This is a genomic window from Paucibacter sp. TC2R-5, from assembly GCF_025717605.1.
GTDB classification, from domain to species: domain Bacteria; phylum Pseudomonadota; class Gammaproteobacteria; order Burkholderiales; family Burkholderiaceae_C; genus Paucibacter_A; species Paucibacter_A albus.
Map to the genome: position 1 here is coordinate 325,577 of NZ_JAJIRQ010000003.1, position 17,252 is coordinate 342,828.

Genomic DNA, 17,252 nt, shown 5'->3' on the forward strand with positions numbered 1-17,252 from the left:
CTAGAAAGAAGAACGAAGACTCAGCGTGCACGCCAGGCTTGGGTGCGATTGATCAACACGCGTTCCAGCAGCGCGATCAAAAACCGGCCAAAGGCAGCGGTCAAAAAGATCAGCACCGCCATCGCCGCAGCCGGGCCGATGTCACCGGCGTCGTCCATCGCCAGCACTGCCACCGAGGCCAGCGTGGTTTCGGGCGAATACAAGAACACCACGGCCGACACCGTCGTCATCGCATTGATGAAGAAATAGGCGGCCACCTGCATCATGGCCGGCAGGCTGACCGGCAAATGCACGCGCCACAGCGTGGTCCAAAACGGCACGCCCAAGGACGCGGCAACCAGCTCGTATTCGGGGTCCAGCTGGCGCAGCGCGGCCAGCTGCGTGATGTGGGCGACCGAGTAGAAATGCGCGACCGTGCAGATGATCAGCAGGCTCAAGCTGCCGTAAAGGCCGTGCAGCGGATTCCAGCCGGCGTTGAAAAACAAGATATAGCCCAGGCCCAGCGCCAGACCCGGCACCGCCATCGGCAAGCTGGCCATCGCGTTCAAGAGGCCGCGCCCGGCGGCAAAGCGGCGCGGCTTTTCGACCAGATAGGCGCTCAAAAAGGTCAGGCCCGCGCCCAGCACCGCGCAGCCCATGGCCAGCTTGATCGAATTGCCGTAGCTGGCCCAGCCGCCGCCATCCATCATGTCGAAGCGAAAGTTGTTGAAGGACGGCGCCAAGTTATAGGGCCAATAAGTCGCGAACGCGGCGAACACGGCAACGCCCATCACGGCGATCAAGAGCAAGGCAATAGCGCTGCAATAGAGCAGCATGGCAGCGTCAAGTCCGCTGCTGGGGCTGGGTTGATAGGGCACAGCGCGCACGGTCAGCGCCGCGCCTTGCGCGCGGCGCAGGCGCTGCTCGACCCAAAAGGCCAGCACCGCAGGCAGCAAGAGCAACAAGGCCACGACCGCGCCCATTTGCAGGCGCTGCTGGCCGATCACCTGCTTGTAGATATCGGTCGCCAGCACTTGGGTGTTGCCGCCAATCACCTTGGGCACGCCAAAGTCGGTCAAGACCATCACGAACACGACCACCAGCGAGATCAGCAGCCCGTAGCGGCTGGCCGGCAGCGTGACGGTGCGGAAGATCCGCCAGCGGTTCGCACCCAAGCTGGCGGCCGCCTCGTGCAAGCGGCCGTCGCTGGTGGCCAGCGCCGTCAACATAATCAGCAAGGCATGCGGCAGCGTCCACAGCACCGAGCCAATGACGATGCCGGGCGGGCCGTAGATGGATTCAAAGCCCAAGGCGTTCTTCAACAAGCCTTGGTTGCCGAACAGATAGATCAGGCTGATCGCCATCAACAACGAAGGTGCCAGGATGGGCAGCAAGGCCACCGCGCGAAAGAAGCGCCGCCCCGGCATGCAAGTCTGGGTCAGCGCGTAGGCATAGCCATAGGCCAAGCTCACGCTGATCACGGCGCTCAAGGCCGACAGCCACAGGCTGTTGAACAAGGACCGGCCCACGTTTGGCCCGCTCAGATAGGCGCTGAAATTGCCCAGGCCGGCGAAGCTGCCGTCGGCGCCGTAAAAACTCATCGCCAACAGGCTGCCGACCGGTAAGGCAATGCCCAGGCCCAAGACCAGCAGGCCCACGCCCAACAGCAGCGCCAAGGGGCCGCGCTCGCTGATATTGCTCTTCATCTTCATGCGGCGCGCATTGTTGAGAGCGGCTGCGCCAGGCCGCGAATACTCATGGCAGGCAGTTCCATCAAGACCTGACCCTGCAGCCAAACCGGCAGAGTCGCGTCATCCGAGCTCGGCAATTCGGCCTCGATGACGATTCCGCCCAAGGCCTCACAACGCAAACGCACTAAGGTGCAGGGGCCCAGGAACACCGTCTCCAGCACCTCCGCGCGCAAGCTATTCAGGCTGGCACTTGGCCCTGGCTCCGCGTCGACGACGAAGGGCCGCAATCCAATGGCTTCGGGCCGCAGGCCCAGCAGCAAAGGGCTGCCGGTCTTGAAGGCCTCGATATCGCAGTGCAAGTCCTGTGTACCGACACGGGCCCGGTTGCGCCCGACCACCAACGCCGGCATCAGGTTCATCTTGCCGACAAAACCGGCCACAAACTCGCTCGCCGGCCGCGAGTAAAGCTGCTGCGGTGTGCCGGTCTGTTCGATCTGCCCCTTGTGCATGACGACGACGCGGTCCGACATCGACAGCGCCTCATCCTGGTCATGGGTGACCATCAGCGTGGTGATGCCTAACTGCTTTTGCAGGCGGCGGATCTCGGCCCGCAGGCTGACCCGCACCTGCGCGTCCAGCGCAGAGAGCGGCTCATCCAGCAAGAGCAGCGGCGGCTGCGGCGCCAACGCTCGCGCCAAGGCCACGCGCTGCTGCTGGCCGCCGGACAGCTGGGCCGGGAACTTGTGCGCCTGATCGGCCAGGCCGACAAGGTCCAGCATTTCCAAAGCCCGGCTGTGCTGCTGCGCCCGCTTCGTGCCTTGCAGCCCATAGGCTACGTTCGCCGCCACGCTCAGGTTGGGGAACAAGGCATAGGACTGAAAGACGACGCCGAAGCGGCGCTGCGAAGCTTCCAGCGCGGTGATGTCCTGGCCGCGCAGGTAAATGCTGCCGGTGTCGGGCGTCTCGATGCCGCAGAGTATGCGCAAGAGCGTGGTCTTGCCGCAGCCCGAAGGCCCCAGCAAGCTGATGAACTCGCCCTGCGCCACGTCCAGCGCGATGCCGCGCAGCACCGACTGCGTGCCGTAGCGCTTGGTGATGTGTTGTACCGAGAGCATTGCTTACTCTTATTTCTTTGCTTCAGCCTTGCCTTCATAACGCTTCGCCCACTCGTTCAGAATGCGCTCGCGGTTGGCGGCGGCCCAGGCGAAGTCGTTTTTGACCAAGAACTTTTCGATGTCGGACGGCACAAATTCCAAACGCTCTTGCACCTGCGGCAGCGCCAGCACGGCGAAGTTGCCGGCATAGAGCTCATTGGCCTTCTTGGTCACCGCCCAGTCGGCCAGCGCGCGCGCGGCTTCTTGCTTCTTGCTGCTCTTGAAGATGGCGGTCGCCTCAACATCCCAGCCCAGGCCTTCCTTGGGGAAGATGATGTCGATAGGCGCGCCGTCCTTCTTGGTCTTGTTGGCGCGGTAGTCAAAAGACAGGCCGACCGGGAACTCGCCAGCACCGGCCTGGCGGCAAGGCTTGGAGCCGCTGTGGGTGTAGACGCCGACGTTCTGGTGCAGCGCGTCCATGAAGGCCCAGCCCTTGGCCTCGCCCATGCTTTGCAACCAGGCCGACACCATCAAGAAACCGGTGCCGCTGGAGGCCGGGTGCGGCATCGTGACCGTGCCCTTGTAGACCGGCTGCGTCAGGTCGGCCCAACTGGTGGGCTTGGGCAGATGGCGCTTTTCGGCCTCGACCGTGTTGAAGCAAACCGCCGAGGACCACAGGTCCATGCCGACCCAGGTCGGCTGAGCGCGCGGGTCGCGCATGCTGGCGCGCACCTGCTCCAGGCCCTTGGGCGCATATGGCTGCAAGAGGCCGTCTTTGTCCAGCAGCATCAAGGACGTTGCGGCCAGCCCCCACACCATATCGGCCTGCGGATTGGCTTTTTCGGCCAGTAAGCGGGCGGTGATGATGCCGGTGGACTCGCGCACGAACTTCAGTTCGATGCCGGGGTTGTCGGCCTCGAAAGCAGCCTTGTAGGCCTTGATCTGATCGGCTTCCAGCGCCGAATAGACCAGCAACTCGGTCTTGCCTTGAGCAAATGCTTGGGCACCCATCAGGGTAGTCAAGCTCAACAAGGCCAATTTCACAAAGGTTTGACGCATTTCAACTCCAGCAGGTTCGACGAAAAATGGTTTTCAGCTCTCGGTGCGCAAAGCTCCGATGAGCCAGACGGCGCATCGGCGAAACTGTAGGGATGACGGATGAACACAGCGCGTCAAATGACGCAAATTTGACAAAGCAGCTATTGGCGGGTTTTGCACCGCTGCCCCAGAGCGACTGCGGGGGTCGACCATGTTGGTGAGCCAGCTGAAGGCGTTTTTCACCGTTGCGCGCCTGGGCAGCGTGACGCTGGCGGCCAAGCACCTTGGCTTGAGCCAGCCCACGGTCACCACACAAATTCGCGCGCTGGAAGAGCATTACGGCGTCGAGCTGTTCCGCCGCGAGGGCGGCCGGCTCTTGATCAGCGATGCCGGCGTGCTCTTGATGCCGCGCGTCGATCAGCTCTTGCAGCAAGAAATCGACCTGGAGTTTGCGCTGCGCAATGCCGGCGAGTTGCAGCGCGGCAGCCTGCGCATCGGCGCCACCGCGCCCTATTACGTGCTGAGCATCGTGCAGCGCTACCGCCAGCGCTTCCCGCAGGTCGAGATCACCTTGGCGGCCGGCAATTCGCGCCAGATGATCGATGCGCTGCAAGAGTACCGGGTCGACATCGCTACTTCGTCTCATCTGGAAGACGACCCGCGCCTGCACCGCCTCGAACTCGGCGCCGACCCGCTGGCCCTGGTCGCGCACCGCGACCATCCGCTCGCGCGACTCGCCCAGGTGCGGCTGAGCGCCTTGGCTGGCTGCCATCTCTTGATGCGCGAGCGCGGCTCGATGACGCGCCAGCTGACCGAGCAAATGCTCGCACGAGCCAAAGTACAGCCGCTCAGCTGCATGGAGATTGCTAGCCGTGAGGCCTTGCGCGAGGCGGTGATCCGGCAAATGGGTGTCAGCATCTTTGCCGCCAACGAAGTCTGTGAACACCCGGATCTGCGCGTCATCCCCCTGACCGGCATGGCCAATGACGAGGCGGCGCCGCTGGTGCGCGAATACCTGTATTGCCTGAAGGACCGGCGGGATTCACGTTTGATTGACAGCTTTTTGCTGGCATGCCGGCACAAGGACTGAGCCTATTTTTTTGGAACTGGGGGCAAAAACATCGGGATTTGGAGGGTGTCAAAGCCGGCCGGCCTGCATACTATGGACTCATGTTCCTGAATGGAGTGCTCAATGCCCAATCTGATTGCTGACCAATTGAACGGCCTGATGGATAGACAGGCTCTGCAGGCCCTGATGGAGCAGGCGGCCACTGCGGCCCGCTCGAGTGGCCAGTCGCTGGCGGTGCTAACGCTGGATCTCGACCATTTCAAGGCCTATCTCGAAGACCAAGGCCAGAGCCAAGCCCAAACCGTGTTGCAGAGTGCGGCCAAACTATTTGCCGACCGCATGCCCGCCGGCGCCAGCTTGGCCCATCTGGGCGGCGATGAATTCGTGATGCTGCTGCCGGCCACCGATCTGGCCGCTGCGGTGGCCACCGCCGAAACCTTGCGCGCGGCGGTCGAAGCCGAATTTGCCTCGCTGGGCGGCCCCACGCCCTTGACCGTGACCTTGGGAGCCGCCGCCAGCCCTAGCGGCTCAGACTGGACTGCACGCAGCTTGCTGGCCCTAGCCGATGCCCGCATGACCTTCGGCAAAAAGCGCCTGCTGCCTCACCACAACCGGGTCTGGTCGGGCACCCTGCCCTCGGATTGGTACCCGCGCTTTGACGTTCAGGCCGAGGTCTGGCCCAGCTTGTAAGCTGTTCACCTCTTCCATAGCAAAGAAGGCCCGAACCTGCTGGTTCGGGCCTTCTTTGCAATTGCAGGCAGTTCAGCCCTTTGATCAGTCCCGCTTGCGGCGACCCACCACAAAGAAGCCGATCCCGCCCAGACCCGCCAAGAGCAAGGCATAGGTGCTTGGCTCAGGGATAGGGCTGGTCAGGTGGATCTTCAGGAACTCGGTGTTGTCCGATCCCAGATCACGGCCACCGATGCCGGGGTAGTTGTTGTCGTTCGCCACCAGCAAGGTGTTCGCGTCCAAGACCAACACGCTTTCGATCGTCACGAAGGGGAAGGTGAAGGTCGTTTTGCCGTCGCCGTTGAGGTCATCCGGGTCGGCGATATTCATCAGATCGACCGCTTCGGACTTGGCGACATAGCCGGCCGCATCGACCTTGTTGATGTCGATGCGGAAGATCTTCTTGAACGGTGTACCCGAAGCCGAGGTGGCCGTCACACCGTTGCGCTCAATGACCAGGAATTCATGGTCATTGATGGCGGTCATGTCACCGATATTGGTGCCGGCCACGTCGAGCTTGTACTTCCACTGCTGGCCGGTATAGGCCTCGGCATCGATGCTGAACTCGTTGATGCGCAGTGTCTTGCGGCTGGCGTCGTCGCCGGCGACTGTGCCTTCCAGCAGCGTGAACAGCTTGTCGCCGGAACGATTGATGGCCATGCCTTCGAAGCCGTTGGAGCCGTTCAAGTTGGGCGTGCCGCCGTTCAGATAAGGGTTTTGCGGCGACATCACGCCGGGCAGGCCGACCTCGCCGCGCAGCACCTTGCCGCTGGCATCGGCCTTGACCAGGAAGGGCCCGAACTCATCACCAAACCACAGATTGCCGTTCTTGTCTTTGCGCACCGACTCGATGTCGAAATCCGCACCTGTCAACAAACGGCCGGCACGAATGCTTGCGTCGACCAAGGGCTTGCTGGCGTCGTTGTAGTAGTTGTTGTAGTCGGCTTGAATCTTGAAGCCGATCTTCTTGTCGGGGTCGGCCAAATTGATGTAGCTGCCGCTGCTGAAGCCGCCCATCACTGCGCCGCTGTTGTAGTTGGCGGCCTTGACCGTGCCGCTGCCACCGAGGGATGTCTTGAAATCAGGCGTTACGGCATACATGCGCAGCAAGGCATCGGCCGAGTTGCCCTTGGTGCCAAAGCCGTTATCGGGCATGAACAAATAGCTGCCCGCCACCGGACCATTCAACACGGCCGAGAAGCCTTGCACCGACTGCTTGTTCAGCAAAGGCAAAGGATTGCCGCCAGCGCCGCTGGCAAATTGACCCGTGGTGGGGCCGTCGGCAAAGGTGTTGGCGGGCATGATGGCCCAGCCTTCCAGCGAGGCGCCGCCGGCAAAGGCCGGCGCCGCAAAGGCCAGACCGCAAGCCACTGCAATCAAACGCAAGGACTTGGTGTGGGCCTTCTCGCTCACTTCATATGACTTTGTCTTCATCTCTACTACTCCCTGAGCGCAGACAGCCTGCGCGACAAGGGGCATTCTTGCGACCCTAGGTGATACCCTGATGACGTCAAATTTTGCCTAAAGAGCCAAACGGCTCATCCGCTATTGGGGCGTGTAGCTCACCGTCAACTTGAATGTCCCCGCGCTATAGCCTTTGAGCAAGACGTAGACGTCGCTGTTGACGGTGGCACCAAGGCTGCAGCTTTCGGTCGCCGTGCTGCCGTCGCTCTTGCAGTCGTAGCTGCTGGTGCTGGCAGGGCCGCCCCGCTTGACGAACAAGTCGATGTCTCCGCTGCCGGTGGTACTGGCCTTCAAGCTGCCGCCACTGGCGAGCTTGAAGGGCCCGAAGGATTGGGTTTGATTCAAAGCCAGGCTGCCGCTGAAGTTTTCGGTCTTGTCCACCGGCGGCGTGGCGGCGCCGTCGGCCCCCAACTCCACCGCATAGGCCAAAGCCATGCGCGCGAATTTCAAGGAATGATCGGCCTGGTTGCCGCTATTGGCATAGGTGTCATTGGCGCTGTGGATATAGGGGTTGTCGGCCGCAAACGAAGATTCAAACGGCATCGATGCGTAAAAGCCCTTGGCGCTCCAAGAGGCATGATCGGAACAAGCGTAGCCGCAGCGGTCAGTGCCAACCTTCAGTGTGGGCAAATAGGTCTTGATCAAATTGCTCACAAAAGTGTTCTGCGCGCTGTCGGTGTAGTCGGTGAAGATATAGATGTCGTTGGCGGCGCCCTTGTAATTGGTCATATCCAACTGCATCACACCGACCACATTGGCATTGGCTGCGGCGAAGCTATTGGCAATTTCTTGCGAACCTCGCAGGCCCACCTCCTCGGCCGCGTAAGCCATGAACTTGAGGGTGCGGCGTGGCTTGAAGCCGCTATTGACCAAGGTACGGAAGATCTCGGTCAGGCTGGCGACGCCCGAGGCATCGTCATCGGCGCCGGGTGCGCGGGTGGTTTCGGTCGTGCCTTGCGAATTGATCGAATCCAGATGGGCGCCGAGCACCACGATTTGCGCGGCGTTGTCGCTACCCTTGATGGTCGCAATCACCGACTTCTGAGCCCAGTTCGCATGGCTGAACTGCTCGACCGTGATGTCGCTGCGCCCCGCCGCCAGATTGCTCCAGCGGTTTTTGAGCCAATTGGACGCGGCCACGCCGCCACTGGTCGTGTAGTAACGGTTGGTATTGGCGGATAGATCAAGAATGGTTTGACCGATATTGCTCGCTTGCATTTGCGCGAGCATCGGGTTCACCGTCGTCTGCTGATCAATCACATAGCTCGGACGTGTGGGGGCCAGCAGCGCGGTAAACCCGGCCTGCCCGGACTGCAGCGCCTTCATGCCCTCGGCCTTGCTGGCGTGAAACATATAGCCGCCGCAGCGCCGCAACTTCTCATGCACAGCGTTTGATAAGCCCAGCAGCGCGGCCTCATCAACTTCGACCAGATGCACTTTCTCGGCCTTGATCGCAGCTCGCGCTCCTTGAGTCGCCTCTGCTGAGACTTGTTTGATCTCGACGCTGGCACTCGCTTTTGCTGCGGGCTGAAGCTGTTGTAACTGGGCCCAGGCGGCATCGCCCAAGCTGATCCAGACCTTGTCACCGGCCGCTGCGGCGGGCGCAGTCGTGTTGAGCAATACCAGCCCGACCAGCAGCGAAGCCAGAGGTGCCATACAAAGCGGCGAGAAAAAAGGAGCAGGTGCTGAGCGCATGGGGAAGACTCCGTTGCAATTAGGGCGGTTGGGCGAATGTGCCAAATGAGGTGACCGAGGCGACTGAACCGGCGCGATCCTAGGCTCGCAACTTGTCCCGCGAATCAGGGCAAGCATGGATGTCAACTCTGACAGCTTGCGCGCTTCTCGCCCCTGCCTAGGATGGGGCCCCAGTGACCGGGTGTGGCTGTTGACGCCAAGCCTGCGGCGAAATGAAGTGAAGCCGCTCGTGTGCGACATCCCAACAGTTTCAGAGGTCATGAGGCAGCGGGTCGGCCTGAGATCCGGGCCGCCAACTGCATAAACCGCCGCTGCAAATCAACCCTGCGCGTCGGCACAAACAAACCGGGCTACAGGCCCATATTTGGAGATTCGCCATGCATATCAGCTTCAAAAAACTAGGCCGTGGCCTTTTGCTGCTCAGCGCCACCGCCGCAGCCTGCCAAGCCATCGCGGCCGAGCGGGTTCCACTGGAGGGCCTGGATTTGGCCGGCGCTAACTTGTCGGTTCAGCGCAGTGCCAGCGGCGTCGCCTCCAGCGGCGTTGCGGCCACCTTGGGTCTGCTCAACGAGGAGCTCAGGCCGCTGCGCAGCCAAAGCTATGGCAAGAATTTGCGCGTCACAAGGCATCAGCAGTACTACCAAGGCGTGCCAATCTGGAACGAAGCCGTGGTGGAACATGTCGACAGCTCGGTCGCCGGCCTGCGCGCCGGCTCCACCTTCACTGGCAGCCTGATCCGCCAACTGGAGCAAGACCTGGCGCACACCCAACCCAGCCTGTCCAGCGCCGCCGTGCTGGCACAGGCCAAGGGCTTGGTGGCAGGTGGTGTGCGCGGCGCAAGAACGTCCAATGATCAGGTCCAGCTCTATGTGCGTCTGAACGAAAACAACGTCGCTCAGCTGGTCTACCTGGTCTCATTCCTGAACGGCCAAGGCGATCATCCAAGCCGGCCTCACTTCATCATCGACGCCAACAGCGGCGCGGTGCTGCAGAAATGGGAAGGCCTGACCCACGCCAATGCGACAGGCCCCGGCGGCAACGCCAAGACCGGCAAATACGAGTACGGCACGACCTACGGGCCCCTGGTCGTCACCAACGACTGCCAGATGAACAGCGGCAATGTGATCACCGTCGACCTCAAAGGCGGCACGACCGGCAGCACACCGTTCAAGTTCACCTGCTCGCGCAATGAGTACAAGCTGACCAATGGGGCCTACTCGCCCCTGAACGACGCGCATTACTTCGGCAATGTGGTCTTCAATATGTATCAAGGCTGGTTCAGCCTGCGCCCGATCAGCCAGACGCTCTACATGCGCGTGCATTACGGCAGCAACTACGAAAACGCTTTTTGGGACGGCACGGCCATGCACTTCGGTGACGGCGCCAGCACTTTCTATCCGCTGGTCTCGCTGGATGTGTCTGCGCATGAGGTCAGCCACGGCTTCACCGAGCAGAATTCGGGTCTGGTCTATTCGGGCATGTCCGGCGGCATGAACGAAGCCTTCTCGGACATGGCCGGCGAGGCCGCCGAGTACTTCATGAAGGGCACGAACGACTGGCTGGTCGGCGCCGAGATTTTCAAGGCCAGTGGCGCGCTGCGCTATATGAAAAACCCGCCGCAAGATGGCCGCTCGATCGGCAATGCCAAGGACTACACCAGCAGCATGGATGTTCACAACACCAGTGGTGTTTACAACAAGGCCTATTACCTGCTGGCCAGCAGCCCCGGCTGGAACACCCGCAAGGCGTTTGAAGTGATGGTGGATGCCAACCGCCTGTACTGGACGGCCAACAGCACCTTCAACCAAGGCGCATGCGGCGTCGAGAAAGCCGCCACCAACCGCGGCTACACCACGGCCGATGTGACCGCCGCCTTCGCCGCCGTAGGCGTCAGCTGCGGCACGACGGCGCCGGCGGCCATGGCGCTGACGAAGGGTGTGGCGATCACTGGCATCGCGCTCACCAAGGGTGCCAGCAAGCTGTACAAGCTCACCGTGCCCACCGCAGCAACAAACCTGACGTTCAAGCTCAGCGGTGGCACGGGTGACGGCGACATCTATCTGAAGTTTGGCGCCGCCCCAAGCACGACATCCTTCGAGCTGAAGTCAGACGGCAGCACGAATGCCGAAACCATCACCGTGGCCGCGCCCAAGGCCGGCGTCTACTACCTGCTGCTGAGCGCCTATGCCAACGTCAGCGGGGCCAGCCTGGTGGCCAATCACAACTGACCGAGCCCTTGACCCCCGTGCAGCTGCGACCGATATCTGTCGCAGCCGCAAAAGAAGCGCCGGCTCAGCCCCGGCGCTTCTTTCTTGCCCCTGCCAGCCCTCAAGCTCAGGCCTGGACGGCCCGCCCACAAGCGAGGCGAAAGCCGCTCACCATCTCGGCCAGATGCTGGGCCTGCGACTGCAGGCTTTCGGCGGCAGCCGTGCTTTCCTCCACCAACGCTGCGTTTTGCTGCGTGCTGGCGTCGAGGTGCGTGATGGCGACGTTGACCTGGCTGATACCCGCGCGCTGTTCACTGGCTGCGGCGCTGATCTCCGACACCACCGCATTGACGCGGCCAATGCTGCTCATGATCTCGCCCATCGAGCGGCCAGCCGCCTGCACCTGCTTGAGCCCGGCGTCCACACAGACCACGCTGCCACCGATCAAGCCCTTGATTTCACGCGCCGACTCGGCGCAATGCTGGGCCAAGCTGCGCACCTCCTTGGCCACCACCGCAAAGCCGCGCCCCTGATCGCCGGCCCGCGCTGCCTCAACCGCGGCGTTCAGCGCCAGGATATTGGTCTGGAAGGCGATTGCGTCAATCGTGCCAATGACCTCAACTATCTTGCGGCTGGCCGTGCTGATGTCGTCCATGGTCATCAAGACCTGCTGCATTTCCTCGCCACCCTGGTTGGCGGCCAGATTGGCGCTGAGCGCCAAGGCCGTGGCCGAGCGCGCGGCTTCGGCCGTCTGCGCCACCGCGCCGGTCAGCTGCTCAACCGAGCTGGCAATTTGCTGCAAGCTGCTCGCACCACTCTCGGTGCGGCCAGACAAGTCCTGGCTGCCGGCCGCCACTTGCGAGCTTGCGGTGGAGATGCCGTCGGTGGCCATGCGCACCGAGCCAATGGTCTGGGCCAGTTGCTGGCGCATCAGCTCGACATGGCCGGCCAGCGCGCCCAAGTCATCATCACGCTGCGCCCGCACCGGCACTGACAAATCTCCGTTTGCAAAGCGGGCAACTGCCGTATTCAGCGCGGTCAGCGGCGCGCCGACCCAGCGCCGCAGCAGCCACCACAGGCCCATGGCCAAGCTCAGACTGGCCAGACCCAAGGTCAGCCACAGATTGCGCTGCGCCACCCAATGCTCGCGCAGCGCCTGGCGATCCGACACCTCGGCCACCACCCACAAACCGGTTGCCTCGCTGTGCTTGGCGACCACCCAGGCGTCGTCATTGGCCTTGTTGAGCAGGGCCGGTGCCTTGACGGGCATGTTTGCGATATCAGCTGCGGGCTTGCGGAACAGCTCGGTCAAAAAAGCTTCCGCCGCCGGGTCAAACTCGGCCACCGCTTTGCCCGTCTGAGTCGGGTGAGCGCGGAACATCGGTTTGCCCTTGGCGCCGGTCGGGTCAATCAAATAAACACCGCCGGTGCCGAACAAGCTAACGCCCTGGCTCAGCTGCTCCAGCGAGCGCTGAAATTCCGACGTATCAAAGCCGACGAACAAGATGCCGATGACCGCCCCTTGGCTGTCTTTGATCGGCTGGTAATGGTTCATAAACGGCTTGCCAAACAGCACCGCCTTGCCCACATAGGGCTGGCCTTCCATCATCTTGGCAAAAGCCGGATGCGCCTTGCCCAAGGTGGTGCCGACCGCGCGCTCGCCGTTCTCTTTTTTCAACGAGGTCGTGATGCGCAAGAAATCATCGCCCTTGCGCATGAAGATGGTGGCGGCACCACCGGTGTTGCGGCTGAAGCGGTCGACGGCCTCGAAGTCTCCGGCCAATTTGTGCCCCTCGAACAGCAGGTCGGACGCGTCCGTCTGCAAACTGAAACTGCCCTTGAAGTCGCCCGCAAAGGTGTTGTAGAAGCGTTCCACCATCAGCCGCGCGCTGTTGTCAAAGGCGTCGGCCATGCGGGCCACAGCGCCGGCTTCGCTGGCGGCCAGCAGCGCGGCACGCTCACGCTCCGCACCGGTGGCCTTGTAGCTCAGGCCCAGGCTGGTCAAGCCGATCAAGACGGCGACACTGAAGCCGCCGGCGACAGCAACGCGCCGGGCCAGGCTGGCATATGACTTGGGATGGGTGCCAGCGGCTGATGAGTTGGACAAGTTGTTCATCTTCAATGCAATTCTCTGGGTTGGCATGCCGACTCACAGGAGCCGGCACGGCCGCGCGGGCAGCCAGTGCCAAACGCGCAGGGGTCAATGGGCAAACAAAACCATTGGCACGCCCTGCAAGGGAGAAAGCGAGAAGAGAGTCGCAGAGGCTTCACGGCGGCGATGCGGGATCGCGCTGGGTGAACTGTCTGACAGGCAAGTCCGGCCAAACCGCACCATCAACGGGGGCTTGAACTGAGCTTGACTGGCAACCCCGCTATCTTGGCCCAGCCGAGCGTGATGCTCGCCTGAACGGTAGACCGGAAGCTTTGCGACCCCGTCTTTCAAGCGGGTGTGCCGATTTGGCGCTGCGAGCAGATCAACACTGGTTCGCAACTGGTATTGAAGTATCTTTGATTTCGATCAAATAGCCAAGGGTAAACCCTTTAATTGCAGGCCAAACGTGACATTGATCACAAAGCCTCGGACGAAATATCCACAAGAGTGGCATTGCACTGGCCTGACGCCGCCGACCCAAAGTCCTCAACGTCGCTGGCGGCGCGGGAGGCGCGGGGGGCAAGCCAGCAGCATGGCGCATGCCGCATAGCCGACTGGCGACTCGCTAAACTGCACGCATGCCCAATGCAACTCAGCCGACATCGCGGCGCCTCGGCCCGTGCGCAAGGGTTCAGCACTGTTTGGCGCTACTTTGCCTGAGCCTGCTTGCCCAGCCGCTGCCGGCGGCCGCCCAAGCGCAGCCGCAAACCCCAGCCGCCGCCGCTCAATTGGCGGCGCCCGCTGTTGGACCACCACTGCGCATCTTGCTCAATGATGTGGCGCCCTACACCCTGCATGGCGAGGTGAGCCGGCCCGGCATGCATCATGAAATCATGCTGGCCCTGGCACGCGAAGCGGCGCTGCCGGTGGCACTCGGCTCGGCCGTCTATGTGCGCCTGGCCATGGGCTTGAAGGATGGCAGTGCCGATCTGGTGGTCGGCGTTGAAGGACCCGAGCTGGAAGAACTGGCGCAACGGGTCACACCCTTTCACGTCTTCAAGTTCGTCGTGCTGACGAAGAAGGCGTCCGACATCCGTAGCGTCGCCCAGCTCAAAGGCAAGCTCTTGGGTGTGGCCCGCGGTGCCTTCTATGATGACGCCATCAACAAGGACGACGCCATCCGCAAGTTCGGCGTCGCCGATCCTTTTCAAGGCGTGCGCATGCTGGCTCTGGACCGGCTCGACGCGGTGATCTCGTCCGACTACCTGCTCAGTTATGCCTTGAAGCAAAGCGGCGTTGACCTGAACCAGTTCAACAGCCCATTCACCGTCAACGAAAAGAGTTACGTCTTGTACGCCCGCCGGGAGCTTGGCGCCGAGACGGTGCGGCGGCTGCAGCGCGCGATGGAGTCGCTGCAAAAGTCCGGCCAGATCGAGCGGATTTTGCGCAGCTATCAGTGAGGTCAACGCACGCCGTCCAGCATGGTTTGATCAGCGCGAATTCAGGGGCGCAATCGCCAGCTGTTCCGACGCGACTTTACTTGCCGAAGCGGGGGGTCTTGCTACAAATAAGGTAGCTTCCAAAAAGGCTGCAAAGTGCCCAGAGCTGTCGCCCGTCTGCACCAAGCCGACCAATACAGCAATGCTGGCTGCGGTCATTTGATTTTGGCGATCCAAAGACCGCTGTTGTCGCTCGGTCACTGGCTTCACAGCCTCGGCTTTGAACTCCGAGGCATATCTTGCTCGACTTTTTTCCTCTTCTCCGTTTTAAGTTTGACCCTATCAAATGTCTACTGAAGCGGATGAAGTTCATTGGCTGCGAGTTTGTCGTGAAAGAATGGAAAGGTTCTATTGATCGCACAACAGGAGTCCATTTTTCCGCATGCCTCGCTACTGTTTTGATCATTGCGTCATTGACACCCTCAAGCACAGCTTGTCCGTTCAGGGTCAGCCTGCCGAAGTACAGCCCTTGATTTTTGATCTTTTGCTGTTTTTCGCGCGCAATCCACAACGCATGCTCAACAAGGATGAACTGCTCGATGCGGTCTGGAAAACCAGCTTTGTCACCGATTCGGTGGTGGCTAGGGCGGTGATGAAGGCACGCCGTGTGCTTCAAGCTGCAGGCAGCTCGGAAGACATCATCAAGACTGTGCGTGGTGTCGGCTACCGTTTCGATGCAAGTGTTGAGTTGCGCCAGGACTCAGGGAAGGAAGCGGCATCCGGGACCAGTCCGACTATCTCTCCCGCAGCATCGCCCCCTAAGCCGGCCACTTTGACGCTTATCGGCGTCATGCATCCCAAAGGCAGCCGCCCCACCCTTGCCGTGCTGCCTTTTGTCAACCAAGCCGGCGATCCGCAGTTTGACTGGGCAGAGCGCGGCTTGGCGGGCCTGGTTCATCACCAGCTGGAGGCAAAAGGCAAGATTGCAGTCGCCAGCATGAATGCCACCAGCGACTGGCGCAGCCATTTTGCCTGGGGGGCCGAGGCCCTGAGCCATGCCTGTCAGCAACTTGGCACCGAGAAGGCCTTGCTCTGTCGGTTTTCCCGTTCAGACCAAAACGTCTACGCGCTGGAGTCCCTGTACGGAAGCGCGGAGCGTGACCTGGAAAGCCGCCTTTTTGAGGGTGGCGACCTGTTGGCGCTAGCTGCCGCCATGGTGGGCTATCTGGAGGCGCAATTCGACCCCGCCCAAGTGCCGGAGCCTTTGTACTGGGAGGAGCAGTTGGCGCGGGCCTTGGACTTTGAATTGCGGGGTGACCTGGTTTCAGCCTTACCGTTGCTGGAGTCTTGCATGCAGCGGCTAGATGTCACGCCTAGCATTCACTTGGTTCACGCGCGCCTGTTGAGGGAGCAGTCTGCAGCGATGGATCAGGCTCGTGTAGCCGCCTATGCGGCTTTGGAGGGAGCGCGGGCCGCCGATAAGCATGATTTGCAAGTTGATGTTTATGCAGAGTTGTCGCGCATCGACATCAACTCGGGGGACTTGCCGTCTGCAGCTAGGCAATGTGAGCTGGGCCTAGCGCTGGTGTTTTCCGGGCAGGCCAGCGTCGGGGTTTTGGCGAATATTTTGATTGCGCGCGCCGATTTGGAGCGCTTTCAGGGGCAGTCGGAAGTGGCTGCCAAGACGGTAGCGCGTGCCGTCGAAGCAGCCAAGGCGGCTGGCGATGTCTACCGTGAGCTATTGGCCTCTTGCCTGTATGGTCATGTCTTGATGGGCATTCCCTTGATGCCCAAGGCGATTGACACCTTGCGCAATGTGGTCAGAGAAGCGCGCCTGCGGGGATTGGTCCGCGTTGAGCTGCAAGCCTATATGTCGCTCGGGACCGCCTTGAGTGTGATGCGTCAGTATGGCGAAGCGGTGGAGGCCATTCGAAGGGCTGCATTGCTCGCCACTAGCCTGGGCTACCAGGGAAAATATCTGGGGTCAAAAATCCAGGAGACCTTTATCTTGATTGACGCAGGGCGCTTGGTCGAGGCGGAGTCATCTACGCATGATTGCATCCGGCTGATGGGTGGGGATGTGCCGATCTACTTATCGTCTGCACATGGCCGTGCGCACGCGCATCTGCAATGGCGTGCGGGACTTCTTGAGCAAGCTGTGCAGCAGCAAGAGCAAATGCTCGACTTGGCCCGGAAATGGGGCTGGTACACCCGTTGGCTTTGTGCTGCCTTGCTGTGCAGCTGGTACATCACGATCGGCCGCGAGGCCGATGCGCAAACCGCGCTTGAGGTATTGAAGGACGACAACAATCTCGCGCGGCGCAGCCGCAGCGAGGCTGCTCTGCTGCTGCACCAGTCCCGCCGAGAGGAAGCCAAGGCCTGCCTGCGCATGGCTTGGTCCACAAGCTCCAGCGAAAGCGCAGCCGGGCAGGATTTGGCTGTCGATTTGGGCTGGATGTTGCTGGAGGATGGTCAGGGCAAGGAGCTGGAATTCCTGATGCGCTCGGTCACCAAGATGAGCGCAGAGCACGCGCCCACGGCCTTGCTGCAAAGCGTCTACGCCTGGAAGGCAATGTATGCCGGCGAGGCGCAGCAAGATTGGCTGCAGAAATGGCAAGCCTTGCTGCAGCAAGTGCCGGCACTGGTGCGCAACGTCCCGGCTTTGATCGGCGAGGGCGGCCTGCTCGGGCTGCTGCGTGGGGAACAGCCGGCATTTCACTTGCTACTCAATAACGCTTGTGACTGAGCATCGGCG

The 17,252-nt window shown here is 61.6% G+C and carries 11 protein-coding genes and 1 riboswitch; of the genes, 5 read left to right on the forward strand and 6 right to left on the reverse strand.

Going from position 1 to position 17,252, the window contains the following annotated elements; all coding sequences use genetic code 11:
- Positions 1-20: 20 nt before the first annotated feature.
- Genes LNV08_RS08455 through LNV08_RS08465 form a run of 3 tightly spaced genes read right to left on the reverse strand, consistent with a single transcriptional unit; the run spans position 21 to position 3,775 of the window.
- Positions 21-1,691 (reverse strand): putative 2-aminoethylphosphonate ABC transporter permease subunit, encoded by a 1,671-nt coding sequence (locus LNV08_RS08455; RefSeq protein WP_263533256.1) that lies wholly within the window; start codon positions 1,689-1,691, stop codon positions 21-23.
- Complete coding sequence (locus tag LNV08_RS08460) at positions 1,688-2,785, reverse strand: ABC transporter ATP-binding protein (RefSeq protein ID WP_263533257.1); 1,098 nt, start codon at positions 2,783-2,785, stop codon at positions 1,688-1,690. The genes LNV08_RS08455 and LNV08_RS08460 overlap by 4 nt, the downstream gene beginning before the upstream one ends.
- A 9-nt stretch (positions 2,786-2,794) precedes the next feature.
- The gene (locus LNV08_RS08465; RefSeq protein ID WP_263533549.1) at positions 2,795-3,775 is read right to left on the reverse strand and encodes a putative 2-aminoethylphosphonate ABC transporter substrate-binding protein; all 981 of its coding nucleotides are present in this window, start codon (positions 3,773-3,775) and stop codon (positions 2,795-2,797) included.
- Between the two features lie 238 nt (positions 3,776-4,013).
- Here LNV08_RS08465 and LNV08_RS08470 point away from each other — a divergent pair, with 238 nt between their 5' ends.
- Entirely contained in the window at positions 4,014-4,892 is an 879-nt protein-coding gene (locus LNV08_RS08470) for a LysR substrate-binding domain-containing protein (protein ID WP_263533258.1), read from the forward strand.
- A gap of 102 nt (positions 4,893-4,994) precedes the next feature.
- Positions 4,995-5,561, forward strand: coding sequence for a GGDEF domain-containing protein (locus LNV08_RS08475; protein ID WP_263533259.1), 567 nt, complete (start codon positions 4,995-4,997; stop codon positions 5,559-5,561).
- An 84-nt stretch (positions 5,562-5,645) separates the two neighbouring features.
- On the opposite strand, the gene LNV08_RS08480 is transcribed toward LNV08_RS08475, so the two are convergent.
- Both LNV08_RS08480 and LNV08_RS08485 read right to left on the reverse strand, forming a co-directional pair.
- A complete protein-coding gene (locus LNV08_RS08480) occupies positions 5,646-7,034 on the reverse strand; it encodes an esterase-like activity of phytase family protein (RefSeq protein WP_263533260.1) in 1,389 nt (462 codons plus the stop codon).
- Positions 7,035-7,145: 111 nt separating this feature from the next.
- Positions 7,146-8,759 carry a M20/M25/M40 family metallo-hydrolase gene (locus LNV08_RS08485; RefSeq protein ID WP_263533261.1) on the reverse strand — a complete coding sequence of 538 codons (1,614 nt, stop codon included), beginning with the start codon at positions 8,757-8,759 and terminating at the stop codon, positions 7,146-7,148.
- Positions 8,760-9,136: 377 nt separating this feature from the next.
- Between LNV08_RS08485 and LNV08_RS08490 the strand changes: the two genes are divergently transcribed.
- Positions 9,137-10,987: a M4 family metallopeptidase gene (locus LNV08_RS08490; RefSeq protein WP_318014108.1), complete on the forward strand. Its 1,851-nt coding sequence runs from the start codon at positions 9,137-9,139 to the stop codon at positions 10,985-10,987.
- A 106-nt stretch (positions 10,988-11,093) separates the two neighbouring features.
- On the opposite strand, the gene LNV08_RS23055 is transcribed toward LNV08_RS08490, so the two are convergent.
- Positions 11,094-13,073, reverse strand: a complete 1,980-nt coding sequence (locus tag LNV08_RS23055) for a Cache 3/Cache 2 fusion domain-containing protein (protein WP_318014109.1) — start codon at positions 13,071-13,073, stop codon at positions 11,094-11,096.
- Positions 13,074-13,325: 252 nt separating this feature from the next.
- Positions 13,326-13,430: riboswitch (cyclic di-GMP riboswitch) on the reverse strand.
- Positions 13,431-13,759: 329 nt separating this feature from the next.
- Between LNV08_RS23055 and LNV08_RS08510 the strand changes: the two genes are divergently transcribed.
- The gene (locus LNV08_RS08510; RefSeq protein WP_263533262.1) at positions 13,760-14,518 is read left to right on the forward strand and encodes a substrate-binding periplasmic protein; all 759 of its coding nucleotides are present in this window, start codon (positions 13,760-13,762) and stop codon (positions 14,516-14,518) included.
- A gap of 421 nt (positions 14,519-14,939) precedes the next feature.
- Positions 14,940-17,243 carry a winged helix-turn-helix domain-containing protein gene (locus LNV08_RS08515; RefSeq protein WP_263533263.1) on the forward strand — a complete coding sequence of 768 codons (2,304 nt, stop codon included), beginning with the start codon at positions 14,940-14,942 and terminating at the stop codon, positions 17,241-17,243.
- The last annotated feature ends 9 nt before the right edge of the window (positions 17,244-17,252 follow it).